A 16603-nucleotide genomic window follows, 5' to 3' on the forward strand; every position below is an offset into this window, starting at 1 on the left:
CGCCGAGCTCGCCCTGGAGCCCGGCTCGGCGGTGACGCTCTCGGTGAAGGCCGCGACCGTCACGATCCACCCGGCCGCGGCCTCCTGACCTCAGGCGGCGTGGTGGTGGCCGCCGCCGGGGTGGACGTGGAACTTCGCCACCGCCGGCGGGTGCACGACGAACGGCCGCATCATGCCCTCGTCCTCGTGGTCGAGGATGTGGCAGTGGTACATGAACTCGCCGGTGCCACCGCCGAACCGCCCGGCCACGCTCACCCACTGGCCGGGGTGCACGATGATCGTGTCCTTCCAGCCCTCCTCGTACTTCTCCAGCGGGACGTCGGTGAAGCCGTCGATCGGCGCCGTCGTCCGCTCGGTGGCCTGGTCGAACGTCGTGGTGAAGCGCCGCCGGAAGAGCGCCTGGAACTCCGTCAGGTGGATGTGGATGGGGTGGGCCGGGCCGCCGTTCGCGACGTGCAGGAGGTTCCACACCGCCCACCGGTCGTGGTCGATGAAGACGCCGGTGGTGTCGTCGAAGATGCGGCCGACCATCCGGAACGTCTTCAGGCCGCCGTTCGGGTCCTGGAGCTGGATGATCCCCTCGCCGCCGGGATCCGCCTCGACCTGCTCGAGGTCCCACATCTCCGGGTGGCCGGCCTGGTTGAGCAGCAGCGCGACCCAGACGTGGTCGTGGTCCTCCGGCAGGGTCGTGCCGTGCTGCAGCCGGACGTACGACGTCGAGATCTTCTCCGGCAGCGTGAACGGGTCGTGCCGGGGCCGACCGCCCACCCGGAACTCCATCAGGTCCGGTTCGACGATGCCCAGCTGCGGGTCGGCGTTGCGCAGCTTGAGCTTCTGGCCCTTGAAGCGGCTGAAGTCGATGAGGAGGTCGAAGCGCTCGGCCGGGGCGACGGTCAGCCCGCCGGCGGGCAGCGGCGCCGGCGCGGGCAGCAGGCCGCCGTCGGTGCCGATCAGGCGGACGGCGTCGTTGACCGGCATGTTGTTCTCGTCGACCAGGTCGAGCGTGTAGAACCGCGAGTTGGCCGCGTTGAGCAGGCGGAAGCGGTACCACCGCGGTTCGACGTCCAGGTGCGGCCAGATCACGCCGTTGACCAGGTTGAACGGGCCCGTGAACGGGATCGCCGGGCCGCCTGGGATGACCGGGAACTTGAAGAGCAGCTGCCCGGTGAGGGCGCCGGTCGCCGGGTCGGTGTCCAGGTTCCGGTCGGTGATGATCAGCGGGATCTCGTGGTCGCCGTGCGGCAGGCCGAGCGCGTCCTCCTCGTCGTCGCGGATCAGGTACATCCCGGCCAGGCCCGTGTGGACGGTGAAGCGCGTGATCGCCATGGCGTGGTCGTGGTACCAGAGCGGCATCGCCGGCTGGCGGTTCTGGTACTCGGCCAGCTGGGACGTGCCCTCGAGGCCCGCGTTGTGCGCCCAGCCGTCGTTGCCGGCGTTGGTGCGCGCGCCGTGGAGGTGGACGACCGTCCACGCCGGCAGGTCGGCGACGCCCTCGACGATCGAATAGCCGTCCTTGTCCAGTTCGCGGCCCGGGCGGCTGGTCGGCGCGGTGGCCAACGGCCCTTGAACGGCGACGAGCGGAAAGCCGCCTTCGATTTCGTTCGACCACGAAATCCGCAGCTGCTTGCCGCTGCGCACTTCGATCGTCGGACCCGGGAAATGCCCCGCGTAGGTCCACAACGTGCTTTCGGGCAATTCGGAGTGCAGTCGCTGATGCTGGGTCACCATCGGAATGGTGATCATTTCCCGGCCGCGTGGCCGGAACACGGGTGGAATGCGGAGCGGGTCGAGGAACTTGGTGAGTCCCCAGTTCGGCTCGGTGATCGGCCCAGCAGCAGCCGGGCGCTCGATGATTTCGGTCATGATTCTCCCCCTTCGGTGCGGGGGCAGGAAGAATTGCGCGGCGGCGCGCACGCCGTCGACGTCGAAAAGTATTCCCCCGAACCCCCTCGGTGACCGGGAACGCGACTCCCCTCGCGATACCGGCAATTCCAACTGTAGCCCTTTTCGGCGTATCACGCAGGTGTCTCGCGCGCGTGATAGGTTCCGCACCATGAACGAACGCCGGTGGACGTACCTCTCCGACATGGACGGCGTCCTGGTGAAGGAGGAGCACCTCGTCCCGGGGGCCGACGAGTTCCTCGCCGAGCTGAAGGCGAACGGCATCGACTTCCTGGTGCTGACGAACAACTCGATCTACACCCCGCGCGACCTGCGGGCGCGGCTGGAGCGCACCGGGCTCGACATCCCCGAGGAGTCGATCTGGACCTCGGCACTGGCGACCGCGAAGTTCCTCTCGTCCCAGCGGCCGAACGGCTCCGCGTACGTCATCGGCGAAGCGGGCCTGACGACGGCGCTGCACGAGGTCGGCTACGTGCTGACCGAGCGCGACCCGGACTACGTCGTGCTGGGCGAGACCCGCACGTACAGCTTCAGCGCCATCACGCGCGCGATCCGGCTGATCGAAGGCGGCGCGAAGTTCATCGCGACGAACCCCGACGCGACCGGCCCCAGCGTGGAGGGCTCGATGCCGGCCACCGGGTCCGTCGCGGCGCTGATCGAGAAGGCCACCGGCCGCTCGCCGTACTACGTCGGCAAGCCGAACCCGCTGATGATGCGCTCGGCGCTGCGGCGGCTCGGCGCGCACTCGGAGTCGACGCTGATGATCGGCGACCGGATGGACACCGACGTGCACTCGGGCATCGAGGCCGGGCTGCAGACCATTCTGGTGCTCACCGGCATATCCACCCCGGAGTCGGCCGAGCGCTATCCGTACCGGCCCACGATGGTGATCGACTCCGTCGCCGACCTGATCGGGCGAACCGGGGACCCGTTCGGCGAAGGCTGACCGCGAGCCGGGTGGCCGCAGGGCATATCGTCAGCGGATGAGCAAGTCGACGTACGTCGTCGGCGACGTCCACGGCCACCGTGACGAACTCGCCGACGCGCTGAGATCCGAAGGCCTCCTCGACGAGGAGGACAACTGGTCCGGCGGCGAGGCCCAGCTGTGGTTCCTCGGCGACTTCGTCGACCGCGGCCCGGACGGTGTCGGCGCGATCGACCTGGTCATGCGGCTCGAAGCGCAGGCGGCCGAGGCCGGCGGGCAGGTCCAGACGCTGCTGGGCAACCACGAGATCCTCGCGCTGGGGATGTACCACTTCGGCGACGAGCCGGTGCCGTCCGACTTCGGCCCGCGCAGCTTCGCCCGCAGCTGGGAGATCAACGGCGGCCTGCTGTCGGACCAGGACCGGCTGACCCCCGAGCACATCGAGTGGCTGACCGCGCGCCCGCTGGCCGCCGTCGCCGCCGACCACCTGCTGCTGCACTCGGACACGCTGGAGTACCTCGACTGGGGCTCGTCGCTCGACGAGATCAACGAGGCGGCTCGCGAGATCCTCGAGGGCAGCGACATCGAGGCCTGGTGGGACGTCTGGCGCCGGATGACGACGCGCTACGCCTTCCGCGGCCCGGACGGCGAGGAAAACGCCCAGAAGCTGATGGACGCCCTCGGCGGCTCGCGGATCGTGCACGGGCACAGCGTCATCGCCGACCAGCTGGGCATCCACCCGACGCAGATCGAGGGCCCGTTCCTGTACGCGGGCGGCAAGGCGCTGGGCGTCGACGGCGGCCTGTTCGTCGGCGGGCCGTGCCTGGTGGTCGAGCTGCCGTTCTCGCCGGAGTCCTAGGCGATCTCGACGATCTCCTTGCCCAGCGGCACCAGGGACACCGGGATCAGCTTGAAGTTCGCGATGCCGAGCGGGATGCCGACGATGGTGATGCAGAGGGCGATGCCGGTGAAGACGTGCCCGAGCGCGAGCCACCACCCGGCGAAGACGAACCAGACGACGTTCCCGACGCACGACGCGGCACCGGCGTCCCGCCGCTCGACGATGGTGCGGCCGAACGGCCAGAACGCGTAGCGCGCGATCCGGAACGACGCCAGCCCGAACGGGATGGTGACGATCAGGATGCAGCAGATGACGCCGGCGAGCAGGTAGCCGAGGGCCATCCAGAAGCCGCACAGGACGAGCCAGATGATGTTCAGCAGGGTGCGCATCAGACGTGCAGCTCCCCGCTCAGGACGGTGACGGCCTGGCCGGCGAGGTGCACGCGGTCGCCGTCCTGGCGGGTCCTCACGATGCCGCCGCGCTCTGACGCCTGCTCGCCGGTGAGTTCCTTCTTACCGAGTCGCTCGGACCAGTAGGGCGAGAGGATGCAGTGCGCGGAGCCGGTGACGGGATCTTCGTCGATGCCGACGCCCGGCGCGAAGAAGCGGCTCACGTAGTCGTTCTCCTGCGCGGTGACCAGTAGCCGTCCGGTCCAGGTGTGCTTGAGTGCCTCGAGGTCCGGCTCGAGGGCACGGACGGTGTCGGCGTCCTTGACGACGGCGAAGAGGTTCTCGACGCCGCGGCCGGTGTACTCGATGTCGACACCGGGGAGGATTCCGGACAGGTCGTCGTCGGTGGGGTGCGGCGGGTCGGAGGGGAAGTCCAGCTCGACCCAGCCGTCCTTGGCGCTGGCGCGCAGTTCGCCGCTTTTGGTGGTGTAGGTCTGGTCCCCGCCGAGAACGTGCGTGACGGCGAGGGTGGCGTGCCCGCAGAGGGCGACCTCGACGGCGGGGGTGAACCACCGGAGCGACTTGGGCCCGTCGTGCCCGTTCCCGGTGACGACGAAGGCGGTCTCGGCGTGCTTCATCTCGGCGGCGACGGACTGCATCCAGGCGGGGTCGGCGGGCTCGTCCAGGAGGACGACGCCGGCGGAGTTCCCGGCGAAGGCGCGATCGGTGAAGGCGTCGACGATGAAGAAGCGCATGTCACCAATGTAGCCGGAGATTTTCCGGCTTCCCTCGGGTCTGTCCCTTAGGTGGTCTCCCCGATGGTCGGCCGCACGATCTTTTCCCCGTCCGGCCCGCGCTCCGGCTTGAGATCGAAGACATCGTCCTCGACGGCGTACTTGTTCTTGTGCTCTTTGTCGTCTTCTTTCTTCTTCCCGGCGGCCCCCGGAGCGGCGGCACCGGTGCCACCTTTGCCCTTGGCCGCGGCGGCCGCGGTCGCGCCGCGCTCGAGCCGTTCGCCGGCCTTGCTGCCGGTTTTGCCGCCTTCGCTGTCTTTCGGAGCGCCGGCGCCGGCACTACCGGACACCCGCGACCCGGCGAACCCGGTCCCGGCCCGCCCGGAGCTCTTGCCGCGAGTGGTGTCCCCGCTGTTTCCCGAGCCACCGCCGCCGGCGGTGGTGGTCCCGGGCAGGGCAAGCCCATCGGGCGTAACCCGCCCGAACGTACCGGCGGCGGGGGCGGCGCGGAAGTTGGTGTTGCCGCTGAAGGTCCCGGTGCCGCTGCTGGTCCCGGGCGGAACGTAGGGAGGCGTGGTGCCGGGCGGGTTGGGGCCGCCAGGTCCTCCCGGGCCGCCTGGTCCGCCTGGTCCTCCTGGTCCTCCGGGCACGTAGGTTCCGGTGGTGCCGCCGGGCCCGGTGCCACCGATGGCGGGGGTGCCGGTGAAGCCGGTGCTGCTGGTGCCGTGGAACCCGCTGACGGAGGTGGAATCCCCTTGCCCCAACTGCGGCGGAGGCGTGTAGGTGGGCTGGGTACTGGCGGTTTCGTGGTAGGTGGAGTCGAGACCTTGCAGAACCTGAACGGCCTGCTGATGAGCGGCATCTGCCTGCTGCTGCTTGGCCTGGATGCCGACCATGGTCGTGTTCATCCCGATGAGATTGCCGGATTCGTACTGCTGCCGGGCTTTGTCCAGCTCGGCTTGCTGGTTGAACCCGGTGGGCTCGGGCATGTTGGTCTTGGCGTAGTGAGCCGCCGCCGACTGCTGCGAGTAGTGGTTGGAGACCAGCTGCATGGCGTCGCCGGTCTGTTCGGTGTGGCCGGCGGTGGTCTGGAAGAAGGTGTTCGCCTGTTCGGCCGCGGGACCCTGCCAGGCCCCTCCGGCTGCCGTAGCAGCATCGCGGAACTGGTTGGAGGCGTCGGCGAGCCAGTTGCCGTAGACGTTGGCCACCCGGCTGCGGTCGTTGATGCCCTCGATGTCCAGGTCCTTGTGCACCATGTCGTACAGGACTTCGTGCGGGCTGTTCGCGTAGTTCTCGCCGGGAGCCGGTGAATCGCCCCGCAGGTTCTGTCCCTCCTGCAGGACTTTCCCTTGCGCGACCGAGTAGTCCGACGCGGCTTTCTGAGTCAACCTCTGTGCATCGGTGTTGCCCTGAAGCTTCTGCTCGGTGGCCGCGTAGTAGTCACCCTCGGACTGGCGATGCTGCGCCCGGTGCGGCTGACTCATGGCTGACTCCGTCTCAGTTCTTCGGCAGTAGTGGCTCGACCTTCGCGGCGATGTCTCCGACCAGCTGGCAGGCCCTGGCGGTGTCCGAGCTCGAGCTGACCAGCACCAGAGCCCTGGACTGGGGTTTCACGTCCAGCCACACGCCGCACTGGCCGGACGAATGCTCAGGCTCGCGTTCTTCGACTGCGGGGCGCCCGTTGACCTTTCCCTCGCTGGCCTGACTCGGATTACCGACGTTGTCCCGATAGGACTGCCCGGCCTGGAGAGACAAGGCCACGTCGACGCCAGGCGTATTGCCGGACGCCAGTTTGTTGGTGCCGCAGCTTTCCTTCGACCGTGCGATCGTCGGAGTGGCCGGCGGGAAGTCCTGCCCGGCGAGGGCCTGATCAAGCATGGTGCACGGGTTCAGGCCCGCAAAGGGGCTTCCACTCGCTACTGTGCTCGGCGCGGGCGAATTCGCCGCGGATGAGCTGGGGTTCGCTTGCCCCCCGACCTGGCTCGTACAGGCGGCCATGCTGAAAGCGAAAGTCACCGCGGTGAACGTGACCAGAACGCGTCGTACGTTCACTGCTCCTGTAGCCCCTTGTTGAGTTCGGCGAACGTCATACTGTGAGCGTTCTCGGTTTCCCGGTAGTTCTTGCGCGCGATCACCATGGCTTCACGGGCCTGCTGAACACCGTCACGCATCTTGATCAGGTTCGGGATGAGAGCTTCCTCGTCACCGTTGGCGACTTTTACGTTGAAGTTGGCGACGGCTCTGGCATATTCACTACTACCCATGTTCGCCGCCGTACCGAGGAGGTTGACCTCGCGGATCATGCTGTTGTAGCCGTCGAGGAAGAAGTCGCAGGCTTTCATGTAGGCCTGGAAGCCCTCTTCGTTCACCGCGAACTGGCCGCCCTCGGCGAGGGACTTCAGGTGGTGGCCGCCCTCGCTTACCCGCTGGGCCGCTTCCGAGTCCGCCGGTCCGTCGAGCAGGCCCGAGAGGAAGTTCGACCCGGCGTCCCCGGCCGCCGGTGGGGGTGTGAACGACCCCGGTGCGCCGAACTGCGATCCGCCCATGACGCCCTCCCCGTCGTCCAGGGACCACCCTGCGTGGTCCCTTCGCACTGTACTAGTGACGAACCGGCAGTGTCAGTGGTTCCGGCCACGGTCGTGGAGCCAGCTCCGCAGGTGAGAACCATCCGAAGGGGTGAAGTGCACGCGGGTTTCGTGGCCCGGGAGCGGCTCGTTGAACATCAAGAACCGGCCGCCGTCGTTGTCGATGAACGTGGCTGCGCCGATCGGGTGAAGGGCGCCCTGGCCTTGGCGGGTCGACAGCTCGAACGTGCCGTAGCGGTGCAGGGGCCACGACGAGAACTCCGCCGCCGCGGCGGCGTCTTCGCGGGTGCCCGGTGAGACGAACGTCAGCTCCGCCAGCGGCACCGGCCGGTAGCTCGGCAGCATGCCGACCACCAGGTCGACCAGCCGGTCCGGCCGTGTCTGCGCGAACAGGATCTCCTCGCCCGCCAGCTCCGAAAACACACCAAGGCCGTGGCCGATGGTCGCTCGGTAGAACACCTGGCGGGCGTCCGCCACCTCCGCCGCGCGGACGATGATCAGCACCTCCGGCTGCGTCCACGCCCGGAGCGTCTGCTCCACCTCGATGTCCAGCTTCTCCGGGCCCGCCAGCCCGCGCGCCCGCATCGACTCCCATGCCGCCGCGAGGATGCGTTCGTTCTCCTCCAGCGTGTGGCCCGGGCTGGGGATCTCGAACGGGTGCCAGTGCGCCGGGAGGCCCGTGCGCCGGATCGCGGCGGCGACCTCCGTCAAGCCCAGCGAGAATTCCTCCGGCACGTCTCGAGCGTAGCGGAATCCCTCAGATGTCCAGCTGACGAACGCCCGTCTCGCGGAACGTCACCCGCCCGGCCGTCGCCCGTCCGCGGAGGCGGACGATTTCGTGTGGCTGCAAGCCGATCGCCACTCCGAAGGCCTCCACGTCGGGGAAGCCGCCTTGTTGGCGGCGCAGCTCCAGCGCCGTTGCCACGCGGGCCGGCGAAAGGCCCGGCAAACTCGCCAAATCGGGCGCCGGAGCCGTGTTGACGTCCACCAAAGCCACCGGGGGTGCTGACAGCGGAGGAGCCGACGCCGGGACGTAAGCCTCGAGCACGTCGTTCTGCCGCAGATCCCGCGTCCCCAGGCCGACCGTGAACACCCGCGATCCCGCCGACGTGCGCACCGCGACGCCGTCCCGCGCCAGGGAAAGCACCGGCAACCCCGCCGCGACGACCGTGTGCCGCTCGTTGAACGTCGTCCCGATCGGGCGCAGCACCCGGACGGACACCCCCACCGTGAACGCCGCGGTGCGCCCCTCCGGCACCTCGACCGCCGCCACCAGTGCGCCGGTGCCGAGGTCGGTGACGCCGTGCACCACCGCCGTCCCGTCGCGCCGCTCCACGGAATCGCCGGCGGGGAACGTCGTCAGCGTGTCCCCGGCCAGCGGCGGGACGTCGCACTGGAAGCCCAGCAACACCGTCGCCGCCTGGCCCGGCGGCAGCTCCTCGAGCGGTCCCGCGGGCCCGAACAGCCCGAGCACCCGGATCGGCTGGCCGTTCCGCGACAACGCAGCCAACGCACCGAACCGCAGGACGCCCTCGCGGACGACCACCTGCGCGTGAAACCCCGTCAGCGGCTCGAAAGCCGGCGCCCCCACCGACGCCACCCCCTCCGGATGGCTCAGGTCCGGCCCGACGGCTTCGTCGGTGTACAGCTCCAGCGCGTCGCCGTTGCCGAGGTCCCGCCGCCCGACGGCGACGAACACGTCCTTCAGGAACCCGGCGTCCGTCACCGGCTCGACGTCGCTGGAGAAGAACTTCTTCCGCACCATGATCCCCAGGCGCAGGTTGTCCTCGACGATCCGATCGCCCCGGAGGAGCCGCGCGCGGGCGCCGCGGACCGCGCGCCCCGTGCTCACCTGCCCGCCGGGCAGTTCCCCGAGGCCGGGGACGGTGACCGAGTCGTGGATCGCCTTGCCGAACTCGATCAGCCCGACCCTGGTCTCGGTCACGACGTGGCGGCCAGCGTGACGCTGATCGACTGGTCGGCGTTGACCCGCTCCGACTCGACGCGCATGCCCGCCTGCGCCGCCCGGTCCTTCAGCCGCGCGAGCACCGCCCGCTGCACTTCGGCCGCGTACGCCTCGTCGACCGACAACACCAGCCGCGAAGCCTCCGCGGGCACCAGACCCGGCCCGTCGACGTGCGCCACCTGGACGCCCTCGGGCCCGTAGCCGAACGTGATCCGCCGGCCCTCCCAGGCGGCGACGACCGACGTGCCGTCGTCGGTGACCTGGGCCCGCAGCCCGGCCAAAGCGCGGGCGAGGAGATCCCGGTGCCGCATCCGCGTCCGCACCGTCACGACTCCCGGCTGCGCCTGCGCGTGCGCGGCGATCGTGGCGGCGTCGAGCTGGGCCAGTGCCTCACTGCGGAGCTTGAGCGTGACACTCATCGGCGTTCCCCTTCGAGCAGCGCTTCCAGTACTTCGGTGGTGGCGAACCCGTTCAGCTCGATCGCGCCGTCCGGGGCGATCGTCAGTTCGAGGCGGTTCGGGATGGTGAAGATCGACTCGTCGTAGCGGTCGGTCAGGAAGTGGAACCGCTGGTTCGCCGAGCCCACCCACGGCCGCGACGGCTCCGGCCGGTCGGCCAGGAAAGGCCCGTCCACCAGTAGATCCGTCGAATCCAACAGCGGGGACGGCGGCAAGTCTTCCAGGACGTGCCCGGTGAACGTCATCACCGAGAGCCCCGCCGCGCGCACCGCCGCGGCGAAGTGCCCCAGCGGCCCGGCCTGGTCGAACGGCTCGCCGCCGAGCAGCGTGACGCCTTCGATGCCCTCGACCCCCAGCACCCGGGACACCAAGTCCCGCCACGGCAAGGAAAACCCGCCGCGGGTCGTCCACGTCTGCGGGTTGAAGCACCCCGGGCAGCGCACCGAACACCCCTGCGTCCACACGGCACACCGCGCACCCGGGCCTTCGGCGAGGGTGACGTCGACGATCCGGTGCAGGTTCAGGTGTTCCATTGCGACTGCTGCTGCGAAGCGGTGTCTTCCACCGAGGTGCGCCGGTAGTCCTCGGTGAACTCCGACGTCTCGGTCTCCGCGCCGAGCAGGTCCTCCAGCAGCGGGATGTAGTCGAGGCACTTCGAGCCGGTCACGCCGTGGGTCTCGGCGCTGATCGAGCCGTCCTTGCCGATCGTCACGGTCACGCGGTGCGTCATACGTCGATCGTCCTCCCACTCGGTGACGCCGGTGCCGGCGGAGGCGGCGGCGCGACCGGCGCCGAACCGGAGCCCGACGTGTCCGTCGCCGCGACGGCCCTGGTCTCCGCCCAGTTCCGGATGGCCAGGATCTCGTCGGCCTGGGTGACCGACAGCGGCACGGTCGACTGCACCGCCCGCACCAGGTCGTCCCGGCGTAGCGGCCGCTTCTCGGCGAACGCGTCGACCAGGCCGGACAGCACGGCCTGCTCGATCTCGGCGCCGCTGTAGCCCGCGCTGACGTCGGCGAGCTCGGCGAACAGCCCGTCGTCCAGCCCCAGTTCGCTGCCCACGAACGGATCGGTGACGCGCTTGTGCAGGTGGATCCGCCAGATCGCGGCGCGCTCGGGCGCCGAGGGCAGGTCGACGAAGAAGATCTCGTCGAACCGGCCCTTGCGCAGGAACTCCGGCGGCAGCGAGCCGACCTGGTTCGCGGTGGCCATCACGAAGACCGGCGCCGACTTTTCCTGCATCCAGGACAGGAACGTGCCGAACACGCGCCGCGCGGTGCCGCCGTCACCGCCGCCGCCCGCGCCCGCGAGGCCCTTTTCGATCTCGTCGACCCACAGCACGCACGGCGCGATGCCCTCCGCGGTGCGGATGACCGTGCGGATGTTCTTCTCGCTCGACCCCACCAGCCCGGCGAAGACGCGCCCGAGGTCCAGCCGCAGCAGCGGCAGCCGCCACATGTTCGCGACGCACACCGCGGACAGGCTCTTGCCGCAGCCGGGGACGCCGGTGAGCAGCAGGCCCTTCGGCGCCGCGAGGTTGTACGCCGACGCCGCGGGCGTCCAGGTGCCGGTGCGCTTGGTCAGCCAGCGCTTGAGCCGGTCGAGGCCGCCGACGGCGTCGAAGCTCGTCTCCGCCGGCACGATGTCGAGCATCCCGGACCGCCGGACGGCCTGGCGCTTCTCGGCGAGGATCAGCTCGAGGTCGCTCGGATCGAGCCCGCCGCCCTCGACCAGGGCCCTGGCGAACGCGTTCTCGGCCTCGGGCAGCGTGAGGCCGCGCGCGGCGGCGACGATCACGTCCCGGTCGTCGCGGTCGATGCTGATCCGGACGTTCTGCCGGTGCGCGGCGACCATGCTGTCGAGCAGCTCGCCGATCTGGCGCTGGTCGGGCAGCGGGAAGTCGACGACGGTCGCGTCGTGCTCCAGCTCCGGCGGCACGGGCAGCGAAGGCGACACGAGGATCACGCTCAGCGGCACCGGCCGGGTCTTGAACGCGGCGGCGAGCTCCCGCAGCCGGCGCACGACGTCGGGATCGGGCCGGTGCCCGCCCTCCGACACCAGTGACGGGTGCAGGTCGGCGAACACGAAGACGGCGGGTTCACCCCAGCCGTAGACGCGTTCGAGCGCGGCGGCCGCGGTGCGGGTCTCGCTGATCGGCGGGCCGCCCGCGGGGGCCAGCCCGGTGGTCGACGACCAGACGTAGACGCGTCGCGGGGTCCGCAGCCGGTGGGCGTCTTCGGCGACCGCGCGGATTTCCCGCAGCACCCGCTGCTCCTCGTGCGTCTCGACGACGAGCAGCGGGTAGCGCGCCTGCAGCAACTGGGTCAGCTCGTCGCGGAACCCGGCCATCGATCGCCCCCTCGAAGTCCGTTCGGACCTTACCAACTCACGCGTCGACGACGAGGATCTCGTACGTCGGGCTGGTGGGCGGGTAGCCGCTGTAGATGTGGGAGTTGACGACGGCGAGGTGGCTGCCGACCTTGAGCGCCGAGACCGGCTGGTCGAACAGCGGGTCGGTGATCGTGCCGGCGGGGGTGCCGTGGCTCAGGCCGCCGTCGAGACACCATCGGGTGATCTTGTCGTCGAGCTGGACCGCCCAGAGCCGGTTCCCTTCGAGCACGAGGCTGGCGACGCTGGGCGCGGCCACGCCCGCGATCTCTTCGCTGACCCCGGTGCGCGGGTTGATCGTGTACACCTTGCCGGGGATCGTCGCGGCCACGAGCAGGGTGTTGCCGGACGGCGTGGCGATGACGTCGTTCATGAAGAAGTTCCCCGGTGAGCCGCCCGCGCCCGGCCCGGTCAGCGGCAGGGTGCGCGGCGTCCCGGGCCGGCCGGCCACGACGGGCACGAAGAACAGCTGCGGGTGGTAGGAGTCGGTGAACCAGGCGCCCTGCGGCGTCACCACCACGTCGTTGACGTAGGACGTCTGCGGGTCGCCGAAGGTGAAGTCCGCGACCTTCGCCTTGGTGCGGACGTCGTAGACGTAGGCCTTGCCGCCGATCGCGCCGGCGACGAACAGCAGGCCGTGGCGCCGGTCGAAGTCCACCCCGGCCGCCATCTGGCCGGGCGGTGCCTCGATGAAGCGCTCGGCCGTGCCGCCCCGGACGTCCTCGCGGAAGATCGTGCCGGCGATGAGGTCGCCGGTGTAGTAGGTGCCGCCGCCGGCCGCGGTGATCCCCTCGGCGGACGTGGCGCCGGGCAGCACGATCACCTTCGCCGCCGCCGACGCCGGTGTGGCCGGCACGAGCAGCGCGATCGCCGCGGCCAGAGCCAGGATTCTGCGCATCGGGTTCCCTCCCTCTTCCCCGGGGGATCCTGCCACCGTGCTGGCTGACCGGGTACCTGGTTCCTAGACTCGGCGGGGTCACCGTCGACTTCAGGAGGCACCATGCCTGACGCGCCCGCCTTGCCGAGCTACGCCTCGGGAACCTCGGAGGTCCCGCTGCTCGGGGACACCATCGGCGACAACTTCGACCGGACGGTGGCCGCGTTCGGGGACCGGGACGCCCTCGTCGACCGGGCCGCCGGCCGGCGGTGGACCTACCGGGAACTCGCCGACGAAGTGACGGCGCTGGCGCTGGGGCTGGTCGCGCAGGGAATCGGCAAGGGCGACCGGGTCGGCATCTGGTCGCCGAACCGGGCGGAGTGGACGTTCCTCCAGTACGCGACGGCGAAGATCGGCGCCATCCTGGTCAACATCAACCCCGCCTACCGCGCGCACGAGCTGGAGTACGTCCTCAACCAGGCCGGCATCCGGCTGCTGGTGGCGTCGGACGCGTTCAAGACGTCGGACTACCCCGCGATGGCCGAGGAGGTGCGCGAGAAGTGCGCGGGGCTCGAACAGGTCGTCATCCTGGGCGGCGAGGGCTGGCAGGCGCTGCTGGACGCCGGCCGCGGCGGCGATCAGGCGCGGCTGGCGCACCTGCAGGCCGGGCTGTCCGCCGACGACCCGATCAACATCCAGTACACGTCCGGGACCACGGGCTTCCCCAAGGGCGCCACGCTGTCCCACCACAACATCCTGAACAACGGCTACTTCGTCGGCGAGCTCTGCAACTACACCGAGCAGGACAAGGTCTGCATCCCGGTGCCCTTCTACCACTGCTTCGGCATGGTGATGGGCAACCTGGCCTGCACCAGCCACGGCGCCTGCATGGTCATCCCGGCACCCGCGTTCGACCCGAAAGCCACCCTCGAGGCGGTCGCGGCCGAGCGGTGCACGTCGCTCTACGGCGTGCCGACGATGTTCATCGCCGAGCTCAACCACCCGGACTTCGGCGAGTTCGACCTGTCGTCGCTGCGCACCGGGATCATGGCCGGTTCGCCGTGCCCGGTCGAGGTGATGAAGCAGGTCATCGACCGGATGGGGATGGCGGAGGTGTCCATCTGCTACGGCATGACCGAGACGTCCCCGGTGTCGACGCAGACCCGGTCCGACGACTCGATCGAGCGCCGCGTGTCGACGGTCGGACGGGTCGGGCCGCACCTGGAGGTCAAGGTCGTCGACCCCGAAACCGGCCTGACGGTCCCGCGCGGCGAGCCGGGCGAGCTGTGCACCCGCGGGTATTCGGTGATGCTCGGGTACTGGGAACAGCCGGACAAGACGGCCGAGGCGATCGACGCGGCCCGGTGGATGCACACCGGCGACCTGGCGGTGATGGACGACGACAGCTACCTCAACATCACCGGCCGCATCAAGGACATGGTCATCCGCGGCGGCGAAAACCTGTACCCGCGCGAGATCGAGGAGTTCCTCTACACGCACCCGGACATCCTCGACGCGCAGGTGATCGGCGTCCCGGACGAGAAGTACGGCGAAGAGCTGATGGCCTGGGTGCGGATGCGCGAGGGAGCTTCGCCGTTGACCGCGGAGCAGGTGCGCGAGTTCTGCGAAGGCAAGCTCGCACGCTACAAGATCCCGCGGTACGTCCACGTCGTCGAGGAGTTCCCGATGACGGTGACCGGCAAGGTCCGCAAGGTCGAGATGCGCGAGAAGTCGATCAGCCTGCTGGGCCTGGAGGAAGCGGCGGCGGCGAAGCACGCCTAAACCGATCAGGGCGGCCGGGCGTGGTTCCTTCGCGATTGCGCGAAGGGAGGCAAGCGATGATCATCTCCGGCTGGGAGTGGTGAACAGCGGTGCGGGGCACCTTCGTAAAGGTGCCCCGCACCCGCCTCAGCCCACCGCCGCGGCGGCTTCCGCGATCGCTTTGGCGTCCTCCTCGCCGAAGGTTTCCTCCAGCTGCTCCGGCGAGTAGTCGACGTCGATCTGCTCCACCGGCATCCCGCGGGCCGACTCGATCGCGCCCAGCCGCCGCTGCGCCCGGTCCGCCGCGTACTGGACGATTTCCTGCGGGTCGTTGTCGAACGGCAGTTCCTCGAACTGGTCCTGCACCCACTGGATCATGTTCAGCGCGTGCGGCAGCAGCTCGCCCATCCGCTGCTGCACCGCGTCCCACAGCGAGTCGTCCGCGGCGACGTGGCGGCGGCAGGTGAACGTGCCCCAGGCCATGTGGCGGCGCTCGTCGTCGCCGATGCGGCGGACCAGTTCCTGCATGCCCGGCAGGATGTCGTGCTGGGTGCAGATCAGCTGCCACGAGTAGTACCCGGTGAGCGCGAGGCTGCCCTCGATCACGTGGTTGTAGGTGACGCTCGCGCGGATCTGGTTGAGCGGGCTGGGGTCGTCCTCCAGCGCCCGCAGCGACTGCGGCAGCTCTTCGTAGAACAGCTTGCGGTAGTGCGGGTTCTCGGCGACGTACGGGTGGAGGTCCCCGGTCAGGCCGACCGCGTCCATCCAGCGCCGGAACACCTCGGTGTGCTTGGCTTCCTCGAAGCAGAACTGCGTCAGGTACATCTCGTCGCCGAACCGGCCGGTCGCCGACATCGCCCGCATGAACGGCTGGATGTCCTCGGTGACGGCCTCTTCGCCGGCGATGAACTGCGCGACCAGGTACGTCGTGCTGCGCTGCTGCTCGGGGTTGAGCGTGTCCCAGCCTTCGCGTTCACGGCTGAAGTCGATGTCCGCCGGGTTCCAGAACTTCTTGTTGCCCTTGACGAACAGCCGCAGCGGGAACGAGTCCCAGTTCAGCCCGCCCTTGCGCAGTGAGGAGAATCCGGTCCGGAGTTCCGGGAGCGTGTCGGTCATCGTTTCACTCCATTGTGGACGAATTGGCGGATGGCGGGTTCCAGTACCGCGGTGACGGCGTCGGCCGCTTCGGCCGCCGAGTGCGTGGGAAGCACCAGGTGCGACAGGGAAAGCCGCACGGCGGTCTCCGCGAGCAGGGCCGCGGCTCCGGCGGACAATCCGGGTTCGAGCTCGCGGTACTGCCCGGCGGCGAGGTCCACGGCCGCGGTGAGGATCGGTTCGCCCCTGGTCGTGAGCAGCGGCAGCAGGTCTTCGCCCGCTTCGGTGCCGAGCGCCGCCGCGACCAGGCGGTTCTCCCGCGCGTGCTCGATCGTGTAGACGACGGCGTGGTGGATGCCCGCCAGGAGCCCGTCCGCCGTTTCGAACCGCTGCCGGATCCCGTCGAGGAACTCCGACGCGGTGCGCAGCGCCACCGCCTGGGTCAGCGCCGCCTTGTTCCCGAACTCGTTGTAGACCGTCTGCCTGCTCACGCCGGCCTTCGCGGCGACGTCGGCCATCCGCAGGCCCGCGTGGCCGCGGTCCGGCAGCAGGTCGGCGGCGGCGTCGAGCAGTGCTTCGCGCAGGGACGCCTTTGTCCGTTCGGTGAAGCTGGTCACACTTCACCTTGACACAGATCACTCTGCTGTCAAGGTGCTGTACACGTTCGGTTCGCACGTAAAAC

18 protein-coding genes are annotated in these 16603 nt (G+C 69.7%); 3 read left to right on the plus strand and 15 right to left on the minus strand.

The features are described from left to right. Positions 1-90 precede the first annotated feature (90 nt). Positions 91-1863, minus strand: coding sequence for a multicopper oxidase family protein (locus CCN39_RS22210; protein WP_086844919.1), 1773 nt, complete (start codon positions 1861-1863; stop codon positions 91-93). 190 nt (positions 1864-2053) lie between these two features. Here CCN39_RS22210 and CCN39_RS22215 point away from each other — a divergent pair, with 190 nt between their 5' ends. Next, positions 2054-2848 carry an HAD-IIA family hydrolase gene (locus CCN39_RS22215; protein ID WP_086844921.1) on the plus strand — a complete coding sequence of 265 codons (795 nt, stop codon included), beginning with the start codon at positions 2054-2056 and terminating at the stop codon, positions 2846-2848. A 37-nt stretch (positions 2849-2885) separates the two neighbouring features. Continuing rightward, the gene (locus tag CCN39_RS22220) at positions 2886-3686 is read left to right on the plus strand and encodes a metallophosphoesterase family protein (RefSeq protein WP_086844924.1); all 801 of its coding nucleotides are present in this window, start codon (positions 2886-2888) and stop codon (positions 3684-3686) included. Here the strand turns inward: CCN39_RS22220 and CCN39_RS22225 are convergent. From CCN39_RS22225 to CCN39_RS22280, 12 genes are all read right to left on the minus strand, one after another. Then, positions 3683-4057, minus strand: coding sequence for a YccF domain-containing protein (locus CCN39_RS22225; protein ID WP_086844926.1), 375 nt, complete (start codon positions 4055-4057; stop codon positions 3683-3685). The two genes, CCN39_RS22220 and CCN39_RS22225, sit on opposite strands and share 4 nt — an antisense overlap. Continuing rightward, positions 4057-4812 carry a PhzF family phenazine biosynthesis protein gene (locus tag CCN39_RS22230; RefSeq protein WP_086844928.1) on the minus strand — a complete coding sequence of 252 codons (756 nt, stop codon included), beginning with the start codon at positions 4810-4812 and terminating at the stop codon, positions 4057-4059. The genes CCN39_RS22225 and CCN39_RS22230 overlap by 1 nt, the downstream gene beginning before the upstream one ends. A 47-nt stretch (positions 4813-4859) precedes the next feature. Further along, positions 4860-6275: a hypothetical protein gene (locus CCN39_RS22235; RefSeq protein ID WP_086844930.1), complete on the minus strand. Its 1416-nt coding sequence runs from the start codon at positions 6273-6275 to the stop codon at positions 4860-4862. A gap of 13 nt (positions 6276-6288) precedes the next feature. Continuing rightward, positions 6289-6789: a DUF3558 family protein gene (locus tag CCN39_RS22240; RefSeq protein ID WP_244210945.1), complete on the minus strand. Its 501-nt coding sequence runs from the start codon at positions 6787-6789 to the stop codon at positions 6289-6291. Positions 6790-6839: 50 nt separating this feature from the next. After that, on the minus strand, positions 6840-7337 hold the full coding sequence (locus tag CCN39_RS22245; protein WP_086844934.1) for a hypothetical protein: 498 nt from the start codon (positions 7335-7337) through the stop codon (positions 6840-6842). Between the two features lie 72 nt (positions 7338-7409). After that, a complete protein-coding gene (locus CCN39_RS22250) occupies positions 7410-8111 on the minus strand; it encodes an ESX secretion-associated protein EspG (protein ID WP_244210944.1) in 702 nt (233 codons plus the stop codon). A 22-nt stretch (positions 8112-8133) separates the two neighbouring features. Continuing rightward, positions 8134-9321: a ComEA family DNA-binding protein gene (locus CCN39_RS22255; protein WP_086844936.1), complete on the minus strand. Its 1188-nt coding sequence runs from the start codon at positions 9319-9321 to the stop codon at positions 8134-8136. Next, on the minus strand, positions 9318-9761 hold the full coding sequence (locus tag CCN39_RS22260; RefSeq protein WP_086844938.1) for a hypothetical protein: 444 nt from the start codon (positions 9759-9761) through the stop codon (positions 9318-9320). The genes CCN39_RS22255 and CCN39_RS22260 overlap by 4 nt, the downstream gene beginning before the upstream one ends. Next, positions 9758-10333 carry a 4Fe-4S single cluster domain-containing protein gene (locus CCN39_RS22265; RefSeq protein WP_086844940.1) on the minus strand — a complete coding sequence of 192 codons (576 nt, stop codon included), beginning with the start codon at positions 10331-10333 and terminating at the stop codon, positions 9758-9760. Before CCN39_RS22265 ends, CCN39_RS22260 begins: the two co-directional genes overlap by 4 nt. Then, the gene (locus tag CCN39_RS22270) at positions 10321-10530 is read right to left on the minus strand and encodes a DUF2997 domain-containing protein (RefSeq protein ID WP_086844941.1); all 210 of its coding nucleotides are present in this window, start codon (positions 10528-10530) and stop codon (positions 10321-10323) included. Before CCN39_RS22270 ends, CCN39_RS22265 begins: the two co-directional genes overlap by 13 nt. Continuing rightward, entirely contained in the window at positions 10527-12149 is a 1623-nt protein-coding gene (locus tag CCN39_RS22275; RefSeq protein ID WP_086844943.1) for an AAA family ATPase, read from the minus strand. Before CCN39_RS22275 ends, CCN39_RS22270 begins: the two co-directional genes overlap by 4 nt. Before the next feature lie 37 nt (positions 12150-12186). Continuing rightward, positions 12187-13086: an SMP-30/gluconolactonase/LRE family protein gene (locus CCN39_RS22280; protein WP_086844945.1), complete on the minus strand. Its 900-nt coding sequence runs from the start codon at positions 13084-13086 to the stop codon at positions 12187-12189. Between the two features lie 102 nt (positions 13087-13188). Here CCN39_RS22280 and CCN39_RS22285 point away from each other — a divergent pair, with 102 nt between their 5' ends. Further along, entirely contained in the window at positions 13189-14847 is a 1659-nt protein-coding gene (locus CCN39_RS22285) for an AMP-binding protein (protein ID WP_086844946.1), read from the plus strand. A gap of 126 nt (positions 14848-14973) precedes the next feature. On the opposite strand, the gene CCN39_RS22290 is transcribed toward CCN39_RS22285, so the two are convergent. Continuing rightward, positions 14974-15942: a R2-like ligand-binding oxidase gene (locus CCN39_RS22290; protein ID WP_086844948.1), complete on the minus strand. Its 969-nt coding sequence runs from the start codon at positions 15940-15942 to the stop codon at positions 14974-14976. Then, positions 15939-16538 (minus strand): TetR/AcrR family transcriptional regulator, encoded by a 600-nt coding sequence (locus CCN39_RS22295; RefSeq protein WP_086844949.1) that lies wholly within the window; start codon positions 16536-16538, stop codon positions 15939-15941. The genes CCN39_RS22290 and CCN39_RS22295 overlap by 4 nt, the downstream gene beginning before the upstream one ends. Positions 16539-16603 lie beyond the last annotated feature (65 nt).

This window comes from Amycolatopsis kentuckyensis (assembly GCF_002155975.1).
GTDB lineage: Bacteria > Actinomycetota > Actinomycetes > Mycobacteriales > Pseudonocardiaceae > Amycolatopsis > Amycolatopsis kentuckyensis.

Bases quoted from the DNA above. Each gene is read 5' to 3' on its own strand.
- CCN39_RS22210 (WP_086844919.1), bottom strand. From the start codon at position 1,863: ATGACCGAAATCATCGAGCGCCCGGCTGCTGCTGGGCCGATCACCGAG.
- CCN39_RS22215 (WP_086844921.1), top strand. From the start codon at position 2,054: ATGAACGAACGCCGGTGGACGTACCTCTCCGACATGGACGGCGTCCTG.
- CCN39_RS22220 (WP_086844924.1), top strand. From the start codon at position 2,886: ATGAGCAAGTCGACGTACGTCGTCGGCGACGTCCACGGCCACCGTGAC.
- CCN39_RS22225 (WP_086844926.1), bottom strand. From the start codon at position 4,057: ATGCGCACCCTGCTGAACATCATCTGGCTCGTCCTGTGCGGCTTCTGG.
- CCN39_RS22230 (WP_086844928.1), bottom strand. From the start codon at position 4,812: ATGCGCTTCTTCATCGTCGACGCCTTCACCGATCGCGCCTTCGCCGGG.
- CCN39_RS22235 (WP_086844930.1), bottom strand. From the start codon at position 6,275: ATGAGTCAGCCGCACCGGGCGCAGCATCGCCAGTCCGAGGGTGACTAC.
- CCN39_RS22240 (WP_244210945.1), bottom strand. From the start codon at position 6,789: ATGGCCGCCTGTACGAGCCAGGTCGGGGGGCAAGCGAACCCCAGCTCA.
- CCN39_RS22245 (WP_086844934.1), bottom strand. From the start codon at position 7,337: ATGGGCGGATCGCAGTTCGGCGCACCGGGGTCGTTCACACCCCCACCG.
- CCN39_RS22260 (WP_086844938.1), bottom strand. From the start codon at position 9,761: ATGAGTGTCACGCTCAAGCTCCGCAGTGAGGCACTGGCCCAGCTCGAC.
- CCN39_RS22265 (WP_086844940.1), bottom strand. From the start codon at position 10,333: ATGGAACACCTGAACCTGCACCGGATCGTCGACGTCACCCTCGCCGAA.
- CCN39_RS22270 (WP_086844941.1), bottom strand. From the start codon at position 10,530: ATGACGCACCGCGTGACCGTGACGATCGGCAAGGACGGCTCGATCAGC.
- CCN39_RS22275 (WP_086844943.1), bottom strand. From the start codon at position 12,149: ATGGCCGGGTTCCGCGACGAGCTGACCCAGTTGCTGCAGGCGCGCTAC.
- CCN39_RS22280 (WP_086844945.1), bottom strand. From the start codon at position 13,086: ATGCGCAGAATCCTGGCTCTGGCCGCGGCGATCGCGCTGCTCGTGCCG.
- CCN39_RS22285 (WP_086844946.1), top strand. From the start codon at position 13,189: ATGCCTGACGCGCCCGCCTTGCCGAGCTACGCCTCGGGAACCTCGGAG.
- CCN39_RS22290 (WP_086844948.1), bottom strand. From the start codon at position 15,942: ATGACCGACACGCTCCCGGAACTCCGGACCGGATTCTCCTCACTGCGC.